Source organism: Halomonas sp. 18071143 (assembly GCF_019211725.1).
GTDB classification, from domain to species: Bacteria; Pseudomonadota; Gammaproteobacteria; order Pseudomonadales; family Halomonadaceae; genus Vreelandella; species Vreelandella stevensii.
In genome coordinates, this window is record NZ_CP078120.1 from 3,248,527 (window position 1) to 3,263,583 (window position 15,057).

Below are 15,057 nucleotides of genomic sequence, written 5' to 3' on the forward strand. Positions count from 1 at the left end.
GGGCCATTATCGCACCCTGACCCCGCCACGCAAGGGCTCAGCGATAGCGCAGCTGGACGCCCACCTGGCCCTGAACGTCACGCAGGGCCAATAGCAGGTCGTCGCTGGGGGCCACTTTCCACTCATCGGCCAGCTCCAGCCACCCTACGGCCTCGGGATGGCGGTACTGCAGCCTCACCGGCAGGCCTTCACTATCCCGGTAAGGCGAGAGGCTGTCACGCAGGCTATCCACCAGGCGGCCATTGATCTGCCCGGCATCCAGCGCCAGCTCCACGGCCTGGCCATAGCGCACCCGGGCGGTGACCATCGGAGTGACGTCCTTGCCGCGCAGGCGCAGCCCGCCCGAGAAGTCATCGCTGGAGACTTCCCCCTCGACGATGATGACCTGATCCGACTCGATCTGACCGCGCAACTGGTCGAACAGCTCACCGAACAGCGACGCTTCGATACGCCCGGTGCGGTCGTCCAGCGTGATGAAGGCCATGGTGTCGCCACGCTTGGACTTCATGGTGCGCATGGCCACCACCAGCCCTGCCACCCGCTGGGGCTCGCGGGACGGCTTGAGGTCGCTGATGCGCGTAGAGACGAAGCGCTTGAGCTCGCGCTCGTACTCATCGATGGGGTGGCCGGTAAGGTAAAGCCCCAGGGTGTCTTTTTCACCCGAGAGACGCTCGCGGTCGGTCCACTCCCGGGCATGGCGGTACTCGGCGTACACATCCCCGGCCTCTTCTTCGGCAGCAAACGCGTCACCGAACATGTCCAGCATGCCCAGGTTCTGGTTGGCATGGTTCTGGGCGGCGGCCTTGAGGGCGTCTTCCATGGCGGCAGCCAGCACAGCACGGTTGGGGCCCAGGGTGTCCAGCGCCCCGGAGCGAATCAGCGCTTCCAGGGTGCGCTTGTTCATGCGCTTGGGGTCGATACGGCGGCAGAAATCGAACAGGTCCTTGAAGGGGCCATCGGCATTGCGTGCCTCGACGATGGCGCCAATCGGGCCTTCGCCCACGCCCCGGATGGCCCCCAGGCCGTACACCACACGGCCTTCGGTATCCACGGTGAACTTGTAGCCACCCACGTTGACATCCGGGGGTGTCACGGTGAGCTTCAGATGGCGGCACTCTTCGATCAGCGGCACCACCTTGTCCAGGTTGTCCATCTCGGTGGACATGACCGCCGCCATGAACGGGCCTGGGTAGTGGGCCTTCAGCCATGCGGTTTGGTAGGAGACCAGCGCGTAGGCCGCCGAGTGCGACTTGTTGAAGCCATAACCGGCGAATTTCTCCACCAGGTCGAAGATGTTGCCCGCGAGGTCCTTGTCGATGCCGTTGGCGGCACAGCCCTCCATGAAACCGGAGCGCTGCTTGGCCATCTCTTCGGGCTTTTTCTTACCCATGGCCCGGCGCAGCATGTCCGCCTGACCCAGGGTGTAGCCCGCCATCACCTGGGCGATCTGCATGACCTGTTCCTGGTACAGGATGATGCCGTAGGTCGGCGTCAGCACCGGTTTCAACAGCTCATGCTGGTAATCCGGGTGTGGATAAGAGACTTCCGCCCGGCCATGCTTACGGTTGATGAAGTCATCCACCATGCCCGACTGCAGCGGGCCCGGACGGAACAGGGCCACCAGGGCGATCATGTCGTCCAGGGAGTCGGGCAGCAGCCGCTTGATCAGCTCCTTCATGCCGCGGGATTCGAGCTGAAACACCGCCGTGGTCTCTGCCCGCTTGAGCATCTCGAAGGTCTTGCCGTCGTCCAGCGGGATGGCATCGATATTGAGCGGGCCCTGGCCTGCGGCATCGCGTACCTTGTCCACCATCTCCAGCGCCCAGTCGATGATGGTGAGGGTCCGCAGCCCCAGGAAGTCGAACTTCACCAGTCCGGCGTCTTCGATGTCGTTCTTGTCGAACTGCACCACCAGCCCGGCGCCATCCTCGTCGCACAGCAGCGGCGAAAAATCGGTCAGCTTGGTGGGTGCGATGACCACGCCCCCCGCGTGCTTGCCGGTGCCCCGGGTGGTGCCCTCCAGCTTCAGGGCCATTTCCCAGATCTCTTCCGCCTCTTCGTCGTTGTCGATGAACTCCTTGAGGGCGGGCTCCTGCTCGATGGCCTTGGCCAGCGTCATGCCCACTTCGAACGGGATCAGCTTGGAGAGCTTGTCCCCCAGCGAGTACGGCTTGCCCTGGGCACGGGCCACGTCACGCACCACGGCCTTGGCGGCCATGGTTCCGAAGGTGACGATCTGGGAGACCGCGTTGCGGCCATAGCGGTCGGCAACATAGTCGATGACCCGGTCGCGCTTCTCCATGCAGAAGTCGACGTCGAAGTCGGGCATCGAGACACGCTCGGGGTTGAGGAAGCGCTCGAACAGCAGGTCGTAGCCAATCGGGTCCAGGTCGGTGATCTTCTGGGCGTAGGCCACCAGCGAGCCCGCGCCGGAACCCCGCCCAGGGCCAACGGGCACGCCGTTGTCCTTGGCCCACTGGATGAAGTCCATGACGATCAGGAAGTAGCCCGGAAAACCCATCTGGATGATGACGTTGAGCTCGAACTCCAGGCGGTCACGGTAGCGCTGCTCGATCTCACGGAAAGCATCGCCGTCGCGGGGGTACTCCTCGGCGGGAAACAGAAAGTCGAGCCGCTCGGTCAGGCCGTCATGGGAGACCTTGCGGAAGAACTCATCCTGGGTCATGCCTTCGGGGATGCCGAATTCCGGCAGGAATATCTCGCCCAGGCGCACATCCACGCTGCAGCGCTCGGCAATCATCACGCTGTTTTCCAGCGCTTCCGGAATGTCGGCAAACAGGGCCGCCATCTCTTCCGGGCTTTTCAGGTACTGCTCTTCGGTATAGCGGCGCTCGCGGCGCGGATCGTCCAGCGCCTTGCCTTCCCCGATGGCGACACGGGTTTCATGGGCCCAGTAATCGTCGCGGGCCAGAAAGCGTACGTCGTTGGTGGCCACCACCGGCGTGTTGGTCTCGATGGCCAGCTTGACGCTGGCGTGCACGCAGGCTTCTTCCAGCGGCCGCCCGGTGCGCACCAGCTCCAGGTAGAAACGGTCAGGAAAGGCCTGCTGCCACTCCTCCAGCAGTTGGCGCGCTTCACGCGCGTGTTCCGACAGCAAATGACGGCCAATATCGCCATCGCGGCCGCCGGACAGCGCAATCAGTCCGTCGCTCTGGGCCAGTACCCACTGCTTGTCGAGAATCGCCCGCCCTTGGCGCTGCCCGTGGGTCCACCCCTTGGAGATCAGCTCGGTGAGGTTGCGATAGCCGTCCTGATTCATGGCCAGCAGCGTAATGCGATACGGGTGCGCTTCATCGTGGGGATTGGCCAGCCACAAGTCGCTACCGATGATGGGCTTGAGCCCCGCGCCTTGGGCTGCCTTGTAGAACTTCACCAGGCCAAACAGGTTGGTCTCGTCCGTCAGCGCCAGCGCGGGCATCCCCCGTTCAGCGGTGGTACTGACCAGCGGCTTGAGCTTGACCAGACCATCGACCAGGGAGTATTCACTGTGCAAACGAAGATGAACGAACGGAACCGTCATGAGACTCTCAGCATAAAGCGCAAATGAAAAAAAGACCGCGCTACAGCAGCGCTAGCTGACGCTGTACCGGCGCAAAGCTTTTGCGGTGTTCGGCCAGCGGGCCATGGGCCACCAGAGCCGCCAGGTGCTCTTTGGTCGGATAGCCCTTGTGGCGCGCAAAACCATACTCAGGATAGCGCAAATCCAGCTCGGCCATCTGGGCGTCCCTGGCCACCTTGGCCAGAATCGAGGCAGCGGCAATGGCAGGGTGGCGCGCATCGCCTTTGACGACGGCCTGACCCGGCAAGGCGTGCCCAGGCAGCCGGTTGCCATCCACCAGCAGATATTCGGCGGCGGGCACCAGGGCATCGATGGCACGGCGCATGGCCAGGTGCGTGGCATGATAGATGTTGAGCGTGTCGATTTCGGCGGCGCTGGCCTCGGCCAACGCAAAGGCCAATGCCCGCTCCCGTATCTGCACGTCCAGCTGCTCCCGCTTGCGGGCCGTCAGCTTTTTCGAATCGGTCAAGCCTTCGATGGGCGCCTGGGGGTCGAGTATCACCGCTGCCGCCACCACGCTGCCGATCAGCGGGCCACGCCCTACTTCATCCACACCGGCCAGGTAGGGGCCGGTATAGGCCACTACCAGCGGAGGGTGATCACGGGAATCATTGGCCATCCGTTGCCGCCTCCAAGGGCTGACCCGCCGCCAGCGCCGCCACGGCCTGGGCAGCACGCTGGCTGGCATTGCGCTGTAGCGCGGCGTGCATCGCCGCAAAGCGCTCTTCCAGCGCCTGACGGGTGGAAGCTTCCTCCAGCAGCTCGCCCACCTGCTGGGCAATGGCCTCCGGCGAGGCGGCGTGCTGAATAAGCTCGGGAACCACACTCTCCTGGGCAATCAAGTTGGGCAGGGAGATCCAGGCCGTCTTGACCAGCCGCTGGGCCAGCCAGTGGGTTGCGGGCGCCATCTTGTAGGCCACCACCATGGCCCGGTGGCACAGCATCGCTTCCAGAGCGGCCGTACCAGAGGTGAGCAGTACGGCGTCGCTGGCCACCATGGCTTCTCTTGCCTGGCCGTTCAGCAGCGTTACCGATGGGTGCAGCGCAGGGTAGCCGGACAGCAGCTCGGTAAGCTCCCGATGCCGCTGGGCAGTCGCCGCAGGGATCACGACCTGCAGATCAGGGTGGCGCTGGCAGAGCAGCGTGACCGCCGCCAGGAAGGTCGCCCCCATGAAGCGGACTTCATTGCCACGGGAGCCCGGCAGCAGCGCCAATACCGGCCCGTCGAGCTTTAACCCCAACGCTTCACGGGCCGCCTGACGGTCGTTGACCAGGGGCAGCTCGTCCGCCAGGGGGTGGCCCACGAACGCCACCGGCACGCGATGCTGACGGTAGAAGTCGGCCTCGAAGGGCAGCAGCGTCAGCATGCCATCCACCGCCTTGGCGATTTTCTTGACCCGCCCCTGGCGCCAGGCCCATACCGAAGGGCTGACGTAATGGGCCGTGGTCACGCCCGCTTCACGCAGCTGTTTCTCCAGCCCCGTGTTGAAATCGGGCGCATCGATGCCAATCATGATGTCCGGCTGCCAGGCCAGCGCGTCTTCCCGCAGGGTACGGCGTACGCGGATCAGCTCGGGAAGGTGCTTGAGCACCTCGACCAGCCCCATTACCGACAGCGTTTCCAGTGGAAAGCGGCTTTGCAGGCCCTGCGCTTCCATGCGGGGCCCGCCCATCCCGCGAAACTCCACGTCAGGATAGCGGGCACGCAGCTCACGCATGAGCCCCGCGCCCAGAATATCGCCAGAGAGTTCGCCTGCCACAAGGTATACGCGTTGCAGTGTCATGGAGACAAGACAGCCAGTTGAGGTGTATTAGCGCACGATACCGCGCGTGGAGCGCTCGATGGAGTCGGCAAACTGCACGACTTCCGGCAGATCGAAGCGGCTGCGCATATCGCTGATGGCCTGCTCGACGGTGAGCCCCTGACGGTAGACCAGTTTGTAGGCAGTGGTCAGGGCGGCTATCGCCTCGCGGCTGAAGCCTCGGCGCTTGAGGCCGACCAGGTTCAGGCCACGCGCTTCGGCAGGGTTGCCGTTGATCATGACGAACGCCGGGGTATCCTTGGTGATGATCGAGCCACCACCCGCCATGGCATGGTCCCCAAAGTGGCAGAACTGATGCACCGCCGAGAGCCCGCCCAGAATGGCATGGTTGCCCAGCGTCACGTGCCCTGCCAGGGTGACCTGGTTGGCCAGGATACAGTCGTTGCCGATGACGCAGTCATGGCCAACGTGCACGTATGCCATGAACAGGTTACGCGACCCGATGGTGGTTTCGCTGCGATCCTGCACCGTACCACGGTGCAGCGTCACCCCTTCACGGATCACGTTATCGTCGCCCATGACCAGCCGCGTCGGCTCGCCGGCGTACTTCTTGTCCTGGCAATCTTCCCCCACCGAGGCAAACTGGAAAATACGCGTGCGCTCACCCAGCACGGTGGGCCCCTTGATCACCACATGGGGGCCAATGACGGAACCGGCACCGATGGTGACATAGGGCCCGATCACACTAAAAGGGCCGACCTCAACGTCATCGGCCAGTCGTGCCGTGGGGTCGACCAGTGCAGTAGGATGTATCAAGCCACCTTCCTCTCGGCACAAATGATTTCTGCTTCACACGCCAGCTCGCCGTCCACCGTGGCACGGCAGGCAAATTTCCAGATGCCGCGCTTGCCACGTATGACGTTGGCTTCCAGCGTCAGCTTGTCACCCGGCATGACCGGGCGCTTGAAACGTACGTTATCGCTGCCGACCAGATAGTAGACATAGCCATCTGCCGGAAGCTTGTTGACCGTCTTGAAGCCCAGAATGCCACACACTTGCGCCAGTGCTTCGACGACCAGCACGCCGGGCATGATGGGGTGATGCGGAAAATGACCATTGAAGAATGGCTCATTGATGCTTACGTTCTTGTACGCCACGATGGCTTCGCCCACGGTCAGTTCCGTGACTCGATCCACCAGCAGGAAGGGATAGCGGTGGGGCAAGTACTCGCGAATTTCGTTGATATCCATAACCATCGTAACGACCTCTAAATAGACATAGCGCCTGAACAGCGTCAGGCAGGCACCAGCACTCCTGCTGGCCAAAAGGCAGAGGATTATAACGCGCTGCTATCGAGCCTCAAGCCACACATCCTCAAAATCCTTGTTTACTTCACGATCAACGCTGGCTTTTTTCCAATCGCGCCAATCGTTTGGCAATATCATCCAGCTGCTTGAAGCGCACCGCGTTCTTGCGCCATTGAGTGTTGCTCATGGCGCCCGTGCCGGAGGAGTAGACACCTGGCTCATGAATCGAATTGGTCACCAGACTCATACCCGTCACCTGGACCCCATCGCACAAGGTCAAGTGGCCCGACAAGCCAACGCCGCCGCCCAGCATACAGTGCTTGCCCACTTTGGTAGAACCCGCAATGCCCACACAGCCCGCCAGGGCGCTGTGGTCGCCAATCGTGACGTTATGGGCAATCTGCACCTGGCTGTCGATCTTGACGTCATTACCAATGACCGTATCGCCCAATGCGCCGCGGTCGATACTCGAACAGCTGCCGACCTCGACATCATCGCCAAGGATGACGCCGCCCAACTGGGCGATCTTGTGCCAGCCTGCGCCATCGTGGGCAAACCCGAAGCCATCGCCACCGATTACACAGCCGCTTTGCAGAATGACCCGCTTACCGATGATGACGCCATGACACACCGTCACGTTGGCGTGCAGCCGAGTATCGTCACCCAGACGGCTGTCGGCCCCCACCACGCTGCCTGCCCCAACGATCACCCGATCCCCCAGCACAGCCCCCGATTCGATCACCGCATTGGCCTGAATCGAGACGCCCTCACCCAGTGTGACGCCTTCCGCCACCACGGCGCGGGGATGAATGCCCGGCACATCGCGGGCCGCCAAAGGGTCAAACAGCTGCGACAGCTTGGCGTAGCCAAGGTAGGGGTTGCTCATTTCCAGCCGTGGCACCGGGCAATTCTTGCCGTGCTCCGGGTGCAGCAGAACGGCGGCGGCACGCGTCGTAGCCAGATCCTTGAGATACGCGCGATTGGCAAGAAATGCTACCTGATCGGGCGCGGCTTCCTTGAGGGTGGCCAGGCCACGGATTGGCTGGTCGGCGTCGCCCTCAAAAGCAACGTCCAGATGACGAGCGATATCGGCCAGGGTGAGGTGTTGAGAAGCGTGCATCATGGGAGCCCAGGAAAGCAGCGGTGCGGCCAACGAGCGCCGCACCCACGGTCATGAATTAGTTCAGCGAATCAAAAATCTGCGTGACCTCATTGGTCACATTGGGAAGGTCCGTCGAGGAGTGCAGCACTCCCTGAGGCTCTACCAACACGTCGATGTTATGACGCTCCAGCACCTGCTCCACGGCCCGCTCGAGCTTGGACTCGGCGCTTTCCAGGAACTGCTGTTCGGAGGTTTGCTGCGCCTGCATCACTTCACGACGAAGCTGTTCGAAACGGCTGCCCTTCTGCTGTAGCTCGGCAATCAGCGCATCGCGCTCGGATTGCGACATGGTCTCGCCCTGCTGCTGCAGGCGAGTTTGCAGCTGTTGCAGCTCGTTACCCAGCGACTGCGCTTCACGCTGCTGGCCACCAATCTGGCTTTCGAGCTGGCTCAGCGATGATTGTGCCGACTGGGTGTTCATCAGCGCTGCGCGCCAATCCAGCACGGCCACTTCAGCCGCGTAGGCAGGTAGCGTCATGGCTCCGAAAAGGCACACAGCGGCGGTCAGTTTACGCATTATCATGACACTCCTTGAGTTAGAACGTTTGGCCAAGCGAGAACTGGAAGAACTGCGTGTCATCGCCACTCTCATCGTTTAACGGCTCTGCAATGCTGAAGGTCAAGGGACCCACGGGCGTCAGCCAGGAGAGACCAATACCCACACTGTAGCGTAAATCGCCCAGATCAACGCCAGAACTGCACTGCTGGCGGCCAGCATCCTCTTCCAGCACGTCGTAGCAGGAGCTCAGGAAGGTATTCCCCGCATCCAGGAACAGCGTAGGCTGTACCGAGCGCTGGTTCTCGACGAACGGCATCGGGAAGAGGACTTCGGCACTGCCTTGCACCAGCACGTTCCCCCCAAGGGTACGATCACGGCCACCCTCGCGGGCGGGCGTAGTGCGCTGCCCCAGGGTGTTGGACGTGAAACCACGCACCGAGCCCAGGCCCCCTGCATAGAAGTTCTCATAGAAGGGGTAAGGATCGTTGCTGGCCAGGGTATCGGCATAGCCCAGGTTACCGCTGAACTTGAATGCCCAGGTCTGATCGTCGTTGATCGGGAAGAGCTGTTGGGCGCGGGCCTGAACCTTGTAGTACTCCGCATCGCTGCCCGGCACCCCGGTTTCCAGCGAGAGACGCTGATAGTTGCCCGCCGTCGGCATGATACCGCGGTTCAGGTTGTTACGGGTCCAGCTGGCGGTCAGCTTCAGGCTCTGGGCATTGTCGCCTTCGTCTTCCACGTAACGGCGAATTTCAGAGGCCGTGTCGAAGTAGGTCTTGACGGTGATATCTTCGATGCTCGCCCCGAAGTTGAGCCGCGACAGCTCACTGACAGGGTAACCGAAGTTGATGCCCGCGCCGTAGGCGTCGGTGGAGAACGTAGAGATATCGGAGTCGGCGTAGTCCGTCTCGCGATAGAAAACGTTATAACCTCGGGAGATGCCGTCCAGGGTCCAGTAGGGGTCGGTAAAGGCAAAGTTCACGCTCGTGAAGGTGTCGCTGCGCTGCGCGCCGACGTTGACTCGGTTACCGGTGCCCAGGAAGTTGTTCTGGGCCAGGCCAACGCCGTAGATCACCCCGGCACTTTGCGAGAAACCGACACTGGCCGAGATGGAGCCGGAAGGCTGCTCTTCCACGTTGTAGGTGACATCCAGCAGGTCGGGCTGCCCCGGTACGGGCTGAGTGTCGACTTCCACCTGGCTGAAGAAGCCAAGCCGCTCCAGGCGCTGACGCGACTGGGTAATGGACTCCGTGGAGGCAGGCGCCCCCTCCAGCTGAATCATTTCACGGCGCAACACCTCGTCCTGAGTCGTGGTGTTGCCAAAGAATTCGATACGACGCACGTATGTCCGCTGGCCCGGATCAACCGCGATCACCAGGTCGACGGTCTCACCGTCGTCGGCCATTTCAGGGATACCGCGCACTTCGGCAAACGCGAAGCCTTCGGCCCCCAGGCGCTGACGCAACGCTTCCGTGGATGCGTTCAGGTCGCCACGAGAGAAAATCTCGCCACTGTTGATCTGCAGCAGGTTGCGCGCTTCGCTTTCGCTGATTTGCAGGTCGCCCGCGAAACGAATGTTACCAACCCGGTACTGGGTGCCCTCGTCGATGTTCAACGTCACGAAGATCTCGGACTTTTCAGGCCCAATCGAAACTTGCGTGGAGGTCACGTCGAAGTTGACATAGCCGCGATCCAGATAAAAAGAGCGCAGACGCTCGATGTCCCCAGAGAGCGCTTCCCGGGAGTACTCGTCCCGCGAGAACCAGCCAAAGAAACGTCCGGGACGGTCGTTCAGTTCGAAGACACCACGCAGCGTGTCGTCATCGAAATCACGGTTGCCCACGATATTGATCTGGCGAATCCTGGCCACTTCACCTTCGTTGATGTCGATGTTGACCTGAACCCGGCCTTCGTCGATTTCATCCACGCCGACATTGATGCTGGCGCTGTAGCGCCCCTGCGACTGATAAACCCCTTCCAGCTCACGCTCGATATCGTCGAGCGTGGAGAGCTGCAGCACTTGCCCTTCAGACAGGCCAGACTGACGCAGACCGTTACGCAGGTCGTCATCGGAAATCTGCCGATTGCCGGTAATGTTCAGACGCGCAATGGTGGGCCTTTCGACGACCTGAATGACCAGAACATCGCCTTCCCGGGCCAGCGAGACGTCTTCGAACAGGCCAGTGGCAAACAGGTCACGTGCGGCAGCGGCCAGCTGCTGCTCACTGACGCGGTCGTTGGCACTGACAGGAAACGCATTAAAGACCGAGGCGGCGGATACCCGCTGTAGTCCTTCCACACGAATGTCCGAAACATCAAAGGATTGTGCCTGGGCGCCGCTGGCGCCTGCCAGCAAGAGTGCCGCCATTCCAAGGGTCTTGATTTTCATGCAGTCAGTTCGCTCGCGTTGGTCTGCCTGTCGTTAAGACAGGCACCATATACATTTGTGCAGGCAGATGACAAGCCATCCGCGCGCTACACGCGTTATTACCACAGGCGCATCAAGTCGAAATAGAGCGCCATCAGCATCAGGGTGCCTACCATGGCCAGCCCAATGCGGAGGCCTATTGCCTGTGTCTGCTCAGATACTGGTCGCCCGCGCAGCACCTCGACGAAATAGTAAAGCAAATGACCACCGTCGAGCACGGGGATAGGCAGCAAATTTAGCACACCCAGGCTGATCGACAGATAGGCCAGAAAGCTAACGAAAGCTTCGGTACCTGCACGCGCTGAATCCCCAGAGATTTGCGCGATGGTAATGGGCCCCGACAGGTTGGAGGGCGAAATCAGCCCCACCAGCATTTTGCGAATGGCATCGACGGTGAGCAGCACCATATCACCGGTGCGTGACAGCGCCTGGCCCAGCGCCTCGATGGGCCCATAGCGAATATCGCGCAGCAGTTCGTCAGGCCAGTTGACCGGCTCGGCACCTGCTCCAATGTACCCAACCTCGACGCCACTCTCCAGCGTATTGCGCCCCGGCGTCATGGTCAGCGTACCGGCTTCGCCGTTGCGCTGGTAACCCACGCTGAGGGTCTGGCCTGCACTGTCACGAATGACTTCAACGAACTGCATCCAGTCGCGAACCGGCTCACCGTTCAGCGTGGTAATCCGGTCGCCTGCCTGAAGGCCAGCCTCGGCCGCTGCCTGGCCTTCCAACACCTGGCCCAGCACGGCAGGAACGTCGGGGCGCCAAGGCACGAAGCCCAGCGTTTCCAGCGGCTGCGGCGGGTCCTGGCGGACCATGTAGCGGCTGATCGGCAGCTGATATACCCGCGAAGCACTGCTGCCTTCCGGGCGCGCTTCGATGGCCAGCTCACCGTTGAAGCCGATCATCGATACCAGCTTCAAATTGATCTCTTCCCAGGAGCGCATGGCGTCGCCCTGGATGGCGGTGATTTCACTGCCCTGGGGCAAGCCCGCTTCGGCCGCCGGGGAGTTGGGCGTGACCGGCCCGACAATCGGCGCCACCGTAGTGGTACCGGCCACGAACAGTGCCCAATAGGCCACGATGGCCAGCAGGAAGTTGGCGATGGGGCCCGCCGCCACGATGGCGATACGCTGCCAGACAGTCTTGCGATTGAACGCCTGGTCCAGCTGCTCTTCGGGGACTGGCGCCTCGCGCTCGTCGAGCATTTTCACGTAGCCACCCAAAGGAATGGCGGCCACCGCAAATTCGGTCCCGTGGCGGTCCACCGTCGACCACAGCGGCTTGCCGAAACCGACCGAGAACCTCAGCACCTTCACACCGCACCGGCGCGCCACCCAAAAGTGGCCAAACTCGTGAAACGTGACCAGCAGGCCCAACACCACGATAACCGCTAGAATATTCTGTATCAGGCCCACGCCGTGCTCCTTTACATGACTCGCCGTTAGAGCGGAGAGGGCTCAGCCCTGCGCTGGCGTACGATGACGTCTGCCTGCTCACGCGCCCAGCGATCCGCATTCAATACTTGCTCAAGGGTCGCGGCAGCGCCTTGATAAGGCTGTGCCATGACCGCCGCCACCACCTCAGCAATCTCGCTAAAGCCGATGGTTTCCGACAGGAAGGCGTCCACCGCGACTTCATTGGCCGCATTGAGAATGGCCGGCGCCGCGCCCCCCTTCTGGATCGCCTCCCGCGCCAATCTCAGGCAGGGAAACAGCGCCTCGTCCGGCGCCTCGAACTCCAGTCGCGCTACCTGAAACAGGTCCAGCGCTTCGACCCCAGCATCGATGCGCTCCGGCCAAGCCAGGCCGTAGGCAATCGGGGTACGCATATCAGGGTTGCCCAGCTGCGCAATGACCGAGCCATCGTCGTAGGCTGCCATCGAATGAATGACGCTTTGGGGGTGCACGACCACCTGCACCTGCTCGGGCGTGGCATCGAACAGCCAGCAGGCCTCGATCAGCTCCAGGCCTTTGTTCATTAGCGTGGCGCTATCCACGGAGATCTTGCGCCCCATGGACCAGTTGGGGTGAGCACAGGCCTGCTCGGGGGTGACCCTGGCGATGTCGGCCGCCGCCCAGCCACGGAACGGACCGCCCGACGCGGTCAACAGCAGTTGACGCACGCCATGTCTGGCCAGCCCCCCACGATGCTCGCTGGGTAGACACTGGTAGATGGCATTATGTTCAGAATCGATCGGCAGCAGGATGGCACCAGAGCGCTCGACTGCCTCCATGAACAGCGCGCCGCTCATGACCAGCGCCTCTTTATTGGCCAACAGCACGCGCTTGCCTGCCTCTGCCGCCGCCAGCGCTGGTAGAAGGCCAGCGGCCCCGACGATGGCGGCCATGACGGTATCGACCTCTGCTGCGCTAGCCACGTCGCATAGCGACTCAGGGCCGGAGAGCACTCGGGTATCGATACCCGATTTTCCAAGCGCCTGCTGTAGCCACTGGGCATCGTTCGCGTCATCCAGCACCGCAAACCGAGGGCGGTGTACCTGACACTGCGCCAGCAAGGCTTCTTTTGAGGTATGAGCCGTCAATGCATAAACACGGTAGCGGTCAGGGTGACGGGCGATCACATCCAGGGTGCTGGTGCCAATCGAGCCCGTGGCCCCGAGCACCGTCACTTGCTGAACGGGTGCGGTGCTCATAGCGCGCTCACCTGAGCCTGCAGCACCAGCAGATAGCACAAGGCAAAAATCGGAATGGCGGCCGTCAGACTATCGATACGGTCCAGCACGCCCCCATGGCCGGGCAGCAGCTGGCTGGAGTCCTTGATATCACGGTAACGCTTGAGCATGCTTTCCAGCAGGTCGCCCAGCACCGAGATCAGCGTGACGACAGCCGTGATCAACAGCAGTGCGATGCCTCCAGCAACCCCCAGGGGCTGCCACAGCGCGAACAGCAGCGCTAGCAGGCACGTGGCCGCAAGACCGCCCAGCACGCCTTCCCAGGACTTGCCGGGGCTGACCCGCGGGGCCAGCTTTCGCTTGCCCCAGCGGCGACCGGCAAAGTACGCCCCGATGTCGGCACTCCACACCAGCAGCAGCACGAACAGCAGCCACACGGCGCCGCTATCACGCAGGACGTTGAACCCCACCCAGCAAGGCAGCAGCACCCAGACGCCCATCAACAGCCGCCGAGTGGTGCTCTGCCACTGCTGGCCCGCCGCCGGGTATTGAGTCACCCAGTACAGGTTCAGCAGCCAACCGGCAGCAGCCAGCCATAGCGGCCACACCGAATAGGCCGCCCCGCTAAACCACAGCAGCGCCATGAGCACCGCCATCCCGACGACGCCACCAAGCCGCTGGCTTGGTTGCGTCACGCCTGCGAGGTTGGTCCACTCCCAGGCACCCAGAAGCACCACAACGGCGGTAAACAGCGCAAACGCGCCGCCCTGTAATCCAAACAACCCGGCCAGCACCAGGGGTGCCAGCCAGGCAGCGGTGATGATTCGCTGTTTAAGCACCTTGCGCCTCTATTTGTTCGTCGGTCATGCCAAAGCGACGGCGTCTCATACAGAAATCGTCCACCGCCTCGTCGAAAGCCGCGCCGTTGAAATCGGGCCACAGCAAGGGAGAGAAATGCAGCTCTGCGTAGGCCAGTTGCCACAGCATGAAATTGGACAAGCGCTGCTCGCCACTGGTACGGATGCACAGATCCACCGGCGGCACCTGCGCCACTCCCATGGCGGCGTCCATCCGCGCCTCGTCAATGGCCTCGGGACTCAGCTCGCCTGCGACCACCTGTTCGGCCAACTGCCGTGCAGCCCGGGCGATGTCCCACTGGCCACCGTAGTTGGCGGCGATCACCAGGTGCATGCCCGTATTGTCGGCGGTCAGCGCCTGAGCACGCTGAATGTGTTTCTGAATGGCGTGGGAAAAACCACGCTGCTCACCAATGATGGAGAGCCGTATATTGCGCTCGTGAAGCTTCTTGACCTCACGCTTCAAGGCCATCAGGAAAAGCTCCATCAGCGCGTTGACCTCGGCCGCAGGGCGCTTCCAGTTCTCACTGGAAAACGCAAACAGGCTGAGGGTGTCGACGCCCCGCTCGGCGGCGCGCTCGATGACCGCACGCACGGCCTCGACGCCTGCTCGGTGGCCTCGCGCACCTGACAGCCCACGCGCCCGAGCCCAGCGATTGTTACCATCCATGATGATCGCAACATGGGACGGCAGCCCCCCCTCGGATCGAGAAGGCTCCGTGCCGCCCGGCTGCAGTGAGGGAAGCTGGGGGGAGGTCATGGGGTCTCGCACCAAAGATCAATCATATTAAAGCCAAGCGATGGCCCACGGGCAGCCAGGCTGCCC

At 62.3% G+C, this 15,057-nt stretch carries 12 protein-coding genes; all 12 read right to left on the minus strand.

From position 1 onward, the window contains the following. Nucleotides 1-37: 37 nt before the first annotated feature. The 12 genes from dnaE to uppS all read right to left on the minus strand — a co-directional run bounded on the left by dnaE (nucleotide 38) and on the right by uppS (nucleotide 14,991). Entirely contained in the window at nucleotides 38-3,541 is a 3,504-nt protein-coding gene (gene dnaE, locus KVY02_RS15265) for a DNA polymerase III subunit alpha (RefSeq protein WP_218313862.1), read from the minus strand. Between the two features lie 40 nt (nucleotides 3,542-3,581). Further along, nucleotides 3,582-4,199, minus strand: coding sequence for a ribonuclease HII (gene rnhB / locus KVY02_RS15270; RefSeq protein WP_218313863.1), 618 nt, complete (start codon nucleotides 4,197-4,199; stop codon nucleotides 3,582-3,584). After that, nucleotides 4,189-5,364: a lipid-A-disaccharide synthase gene (gene lpxB, locus KVY02_RS15275; protein WP_100731447.1), complete on the minus strand. Its 1,176-nt coding sequence runs from the start codon at nucleotides 5,362-5,364 to the stop codon at nucleotides 4,189-4,191. The genes rnhB and lpxB overlap by 11 nt, the downstream gene beginning before the upstream one ends. 27 nt (nucleotides 5,365-5,391) lie before the next feature. After that, nucleotides 5,392-6,159, minus strand: a complete 768-nt coding sequence (gene lpxA / locus KVY02_RS15280) for an acyl-ACP--UDP-N-acetylglucosamine O-acyltransferase (RefSeq protein ID WP_100731446.1) — start codon at nucleotides 6,157-6,159, stop codon at nucleotides 5,392-5,394. Beyond that, the gene (gene fabZ, locus KVY02_RS15285; protein WP_026001844.1) at nucleotides 6,156-6,599 is read right to left on the minus strand and encodes a 3-hydroxyacyl-ACP dehydratase FabZ; all 444 of its coding nucleotides are present in this window, start codon (nucleotides 6,597-6,599) and stop codon (nucleotides 6,156-6,158) included. The genes lpxA and fabZ overlap by 4 nt, the downstream gene beginning before the upstream one ends. Nucleotides 6,600-6,741: 142 nt before the next feature. Beyond that, nucleotides 6,742-7,773, minus strand: a complete 1,032-nt coding sequence (lpxD, locus tag KVY02_RS15290) for a UDP-3-O-(3-hydroxymyristoyl)glucosamine N-acyltransferase (RefSeq protein WP_081195718.1) — start codon at nucleotides 7,771-7,773, stop codon at nucleotides 6,742-6,744. 55 nt (nucleotides 7,774-7,828) lie between these two features. Beyond that, the gene (locus KVY02_RS15295; RefSeq protein WP_039175240.1) at nucleotides 7,829-8,329 is read right to left on the minus strand and encodes an OmpH family outer membrane protein; all 501 of its coding nucleotides are present in this window, start codon (nucleotides 8,327-8,329) and stop codon (nucleotides 7,829-7,831) included. Nucleotides 8,330-8,348: 19 nt separating this feature from the next. After that, a complete protein-coding gene (bamA, locus tag KVY02_RS15300) occupies nucleotides 8,349-10,700 on the minus strand; it encodes an outer membrane protein assembly factor BamA (protein WP_371317386.1) in 2,352 nt (783 codons plus the stop codon). Between the two features lie 98 nt (nucleotides 10,701-10,798). Continuing rightward, nucleotides 10,799-12,157 carry an RIP metalloprotease RseP gene (rseP, locus tag KVY02_RS15305; RefSeq protein WP_016915042.1) on the minus strand — a complete coding sequence of 453 codons (1,359 nt, stop codon included), beginning with the start codon at nucleotides 12,155-12,157 and terminating at the stop codon, nucleotides 10,799-10,801. Nucleotides 12,158-12,183: 26 nt separating this feature from the next. Continuing rightward, nucleotides 12,184-13,395: a 1-deoxy-D-xylulose-5-phosphate reductoisomerase gene (gene ispC, locus KVY02_RS15310; RefSeq protein ID WP_016915043.1), complete on the minus strand. Its 1,212-nt coding sequence runs from the start codon at nucleotides 13,393-13,395 to the stop codon at nucleotides 12,184-12,186. Then, nucleotides 13,392-14,213 carry a phosphatidate cytidylyltransferase gene (locus tag KVY02_RS15315; RefSeq protein ID WP_100731444.1) on the minus strand — a complete coding sequence of 274 codons (822 nt, stop codon included), beginning with the start codon at nucleotides 14,211-14,213 and terminating at the stop codon, nucleotides 13,392-13,394. Before KVY02_RS15315 ends, ispC begins: the two co-directional genes overlap by 4 nt. Further along, nucleotides 14,206-14,991 (minus strand): polyprenyl diphosphate synthase, encoded by a 786-nt coding sequence (gene uppS / locus KVY02_RS15320; RefSeq protein WP_218313864.1) that lies wholly within the window; start codon nucleotides 14,989-14,991, stop codon nucleotides 14,206-14,208. The genes KVY02_RS15315 and uppS overlap by 8 nt, the downstream gene beginning before the upstream one ends. Nucleotides 14,992-15,057 lie beyond the last annotated feature (66 nt).

What these genes read in the sequence shown, in the direction of transcription:
- dnaE (WP_218313862.1), bottom strand. Translation starts at nt 3,541, where the DNA reads ATGACGGTTCCGTTCGTTCATCTTCGTTTGCACAGTGAATACTCCCTG.
- rnhB (WP_218313863.1), bottom strand. Translation starts at nt 4,199, where the DNA reads ATGGCCAATGATTCCCGTGATCACCCTCCGCTGGTAGTGGCCTATACC.
- lpxB (WP_100731447.1), bottom strand. Translation starts at nt 5,364, where the DNA reads ATGACACTGCAACGCGTATACCTTGTGGCAGGCGAACTCTCTGGCGAT.
- fabZ (WP_026001844.1), bottom strand. Translation starts at nt 6,599, where the DNA reads ATGGTTATGGATATCAACGAAATTCGCGAGTACTTGCCCCACCGCTAT.
- lpxD (WP_081195718.1), bottom strand. Translation starts at nt 7,773, where the DNA reads ATGATGCACGCTTCTCAACACCTCACCCTGGCCGATATCGCTCGTCAT.
- KVY02_RS15295 (WP_039175240.1), bottom strand. Translation starts at nt 8,329, where the DNA reads ATGCGTAAACTGACCGCCGCTGTGTGCCTTTTCGGAGCCATGACGCTA.
- bamA (WP_371317386.1), bottom strand. Translation starts at nt 10,700, where the DNA reads ATGAAAATCAAGACCCTTGGAATGGCGGCACTCTTGCTGGCAGGCGCC.
- ispC (WP_016915043.1), bottom strand. Translation starts at nt 13,395, where the DNA reads ATGAGCACCGCACCCGTTCAGCAAGTGACGGTGCTCGGGGCCACGGGC.
- uppS (WP_218313864.1), bottom strand. Translation starts at nt 14,991, where the DNA reads ATGACCTCCCCCCAGCTTCCCTCACTGCAGCCGGGCGGCACGGAGCCT.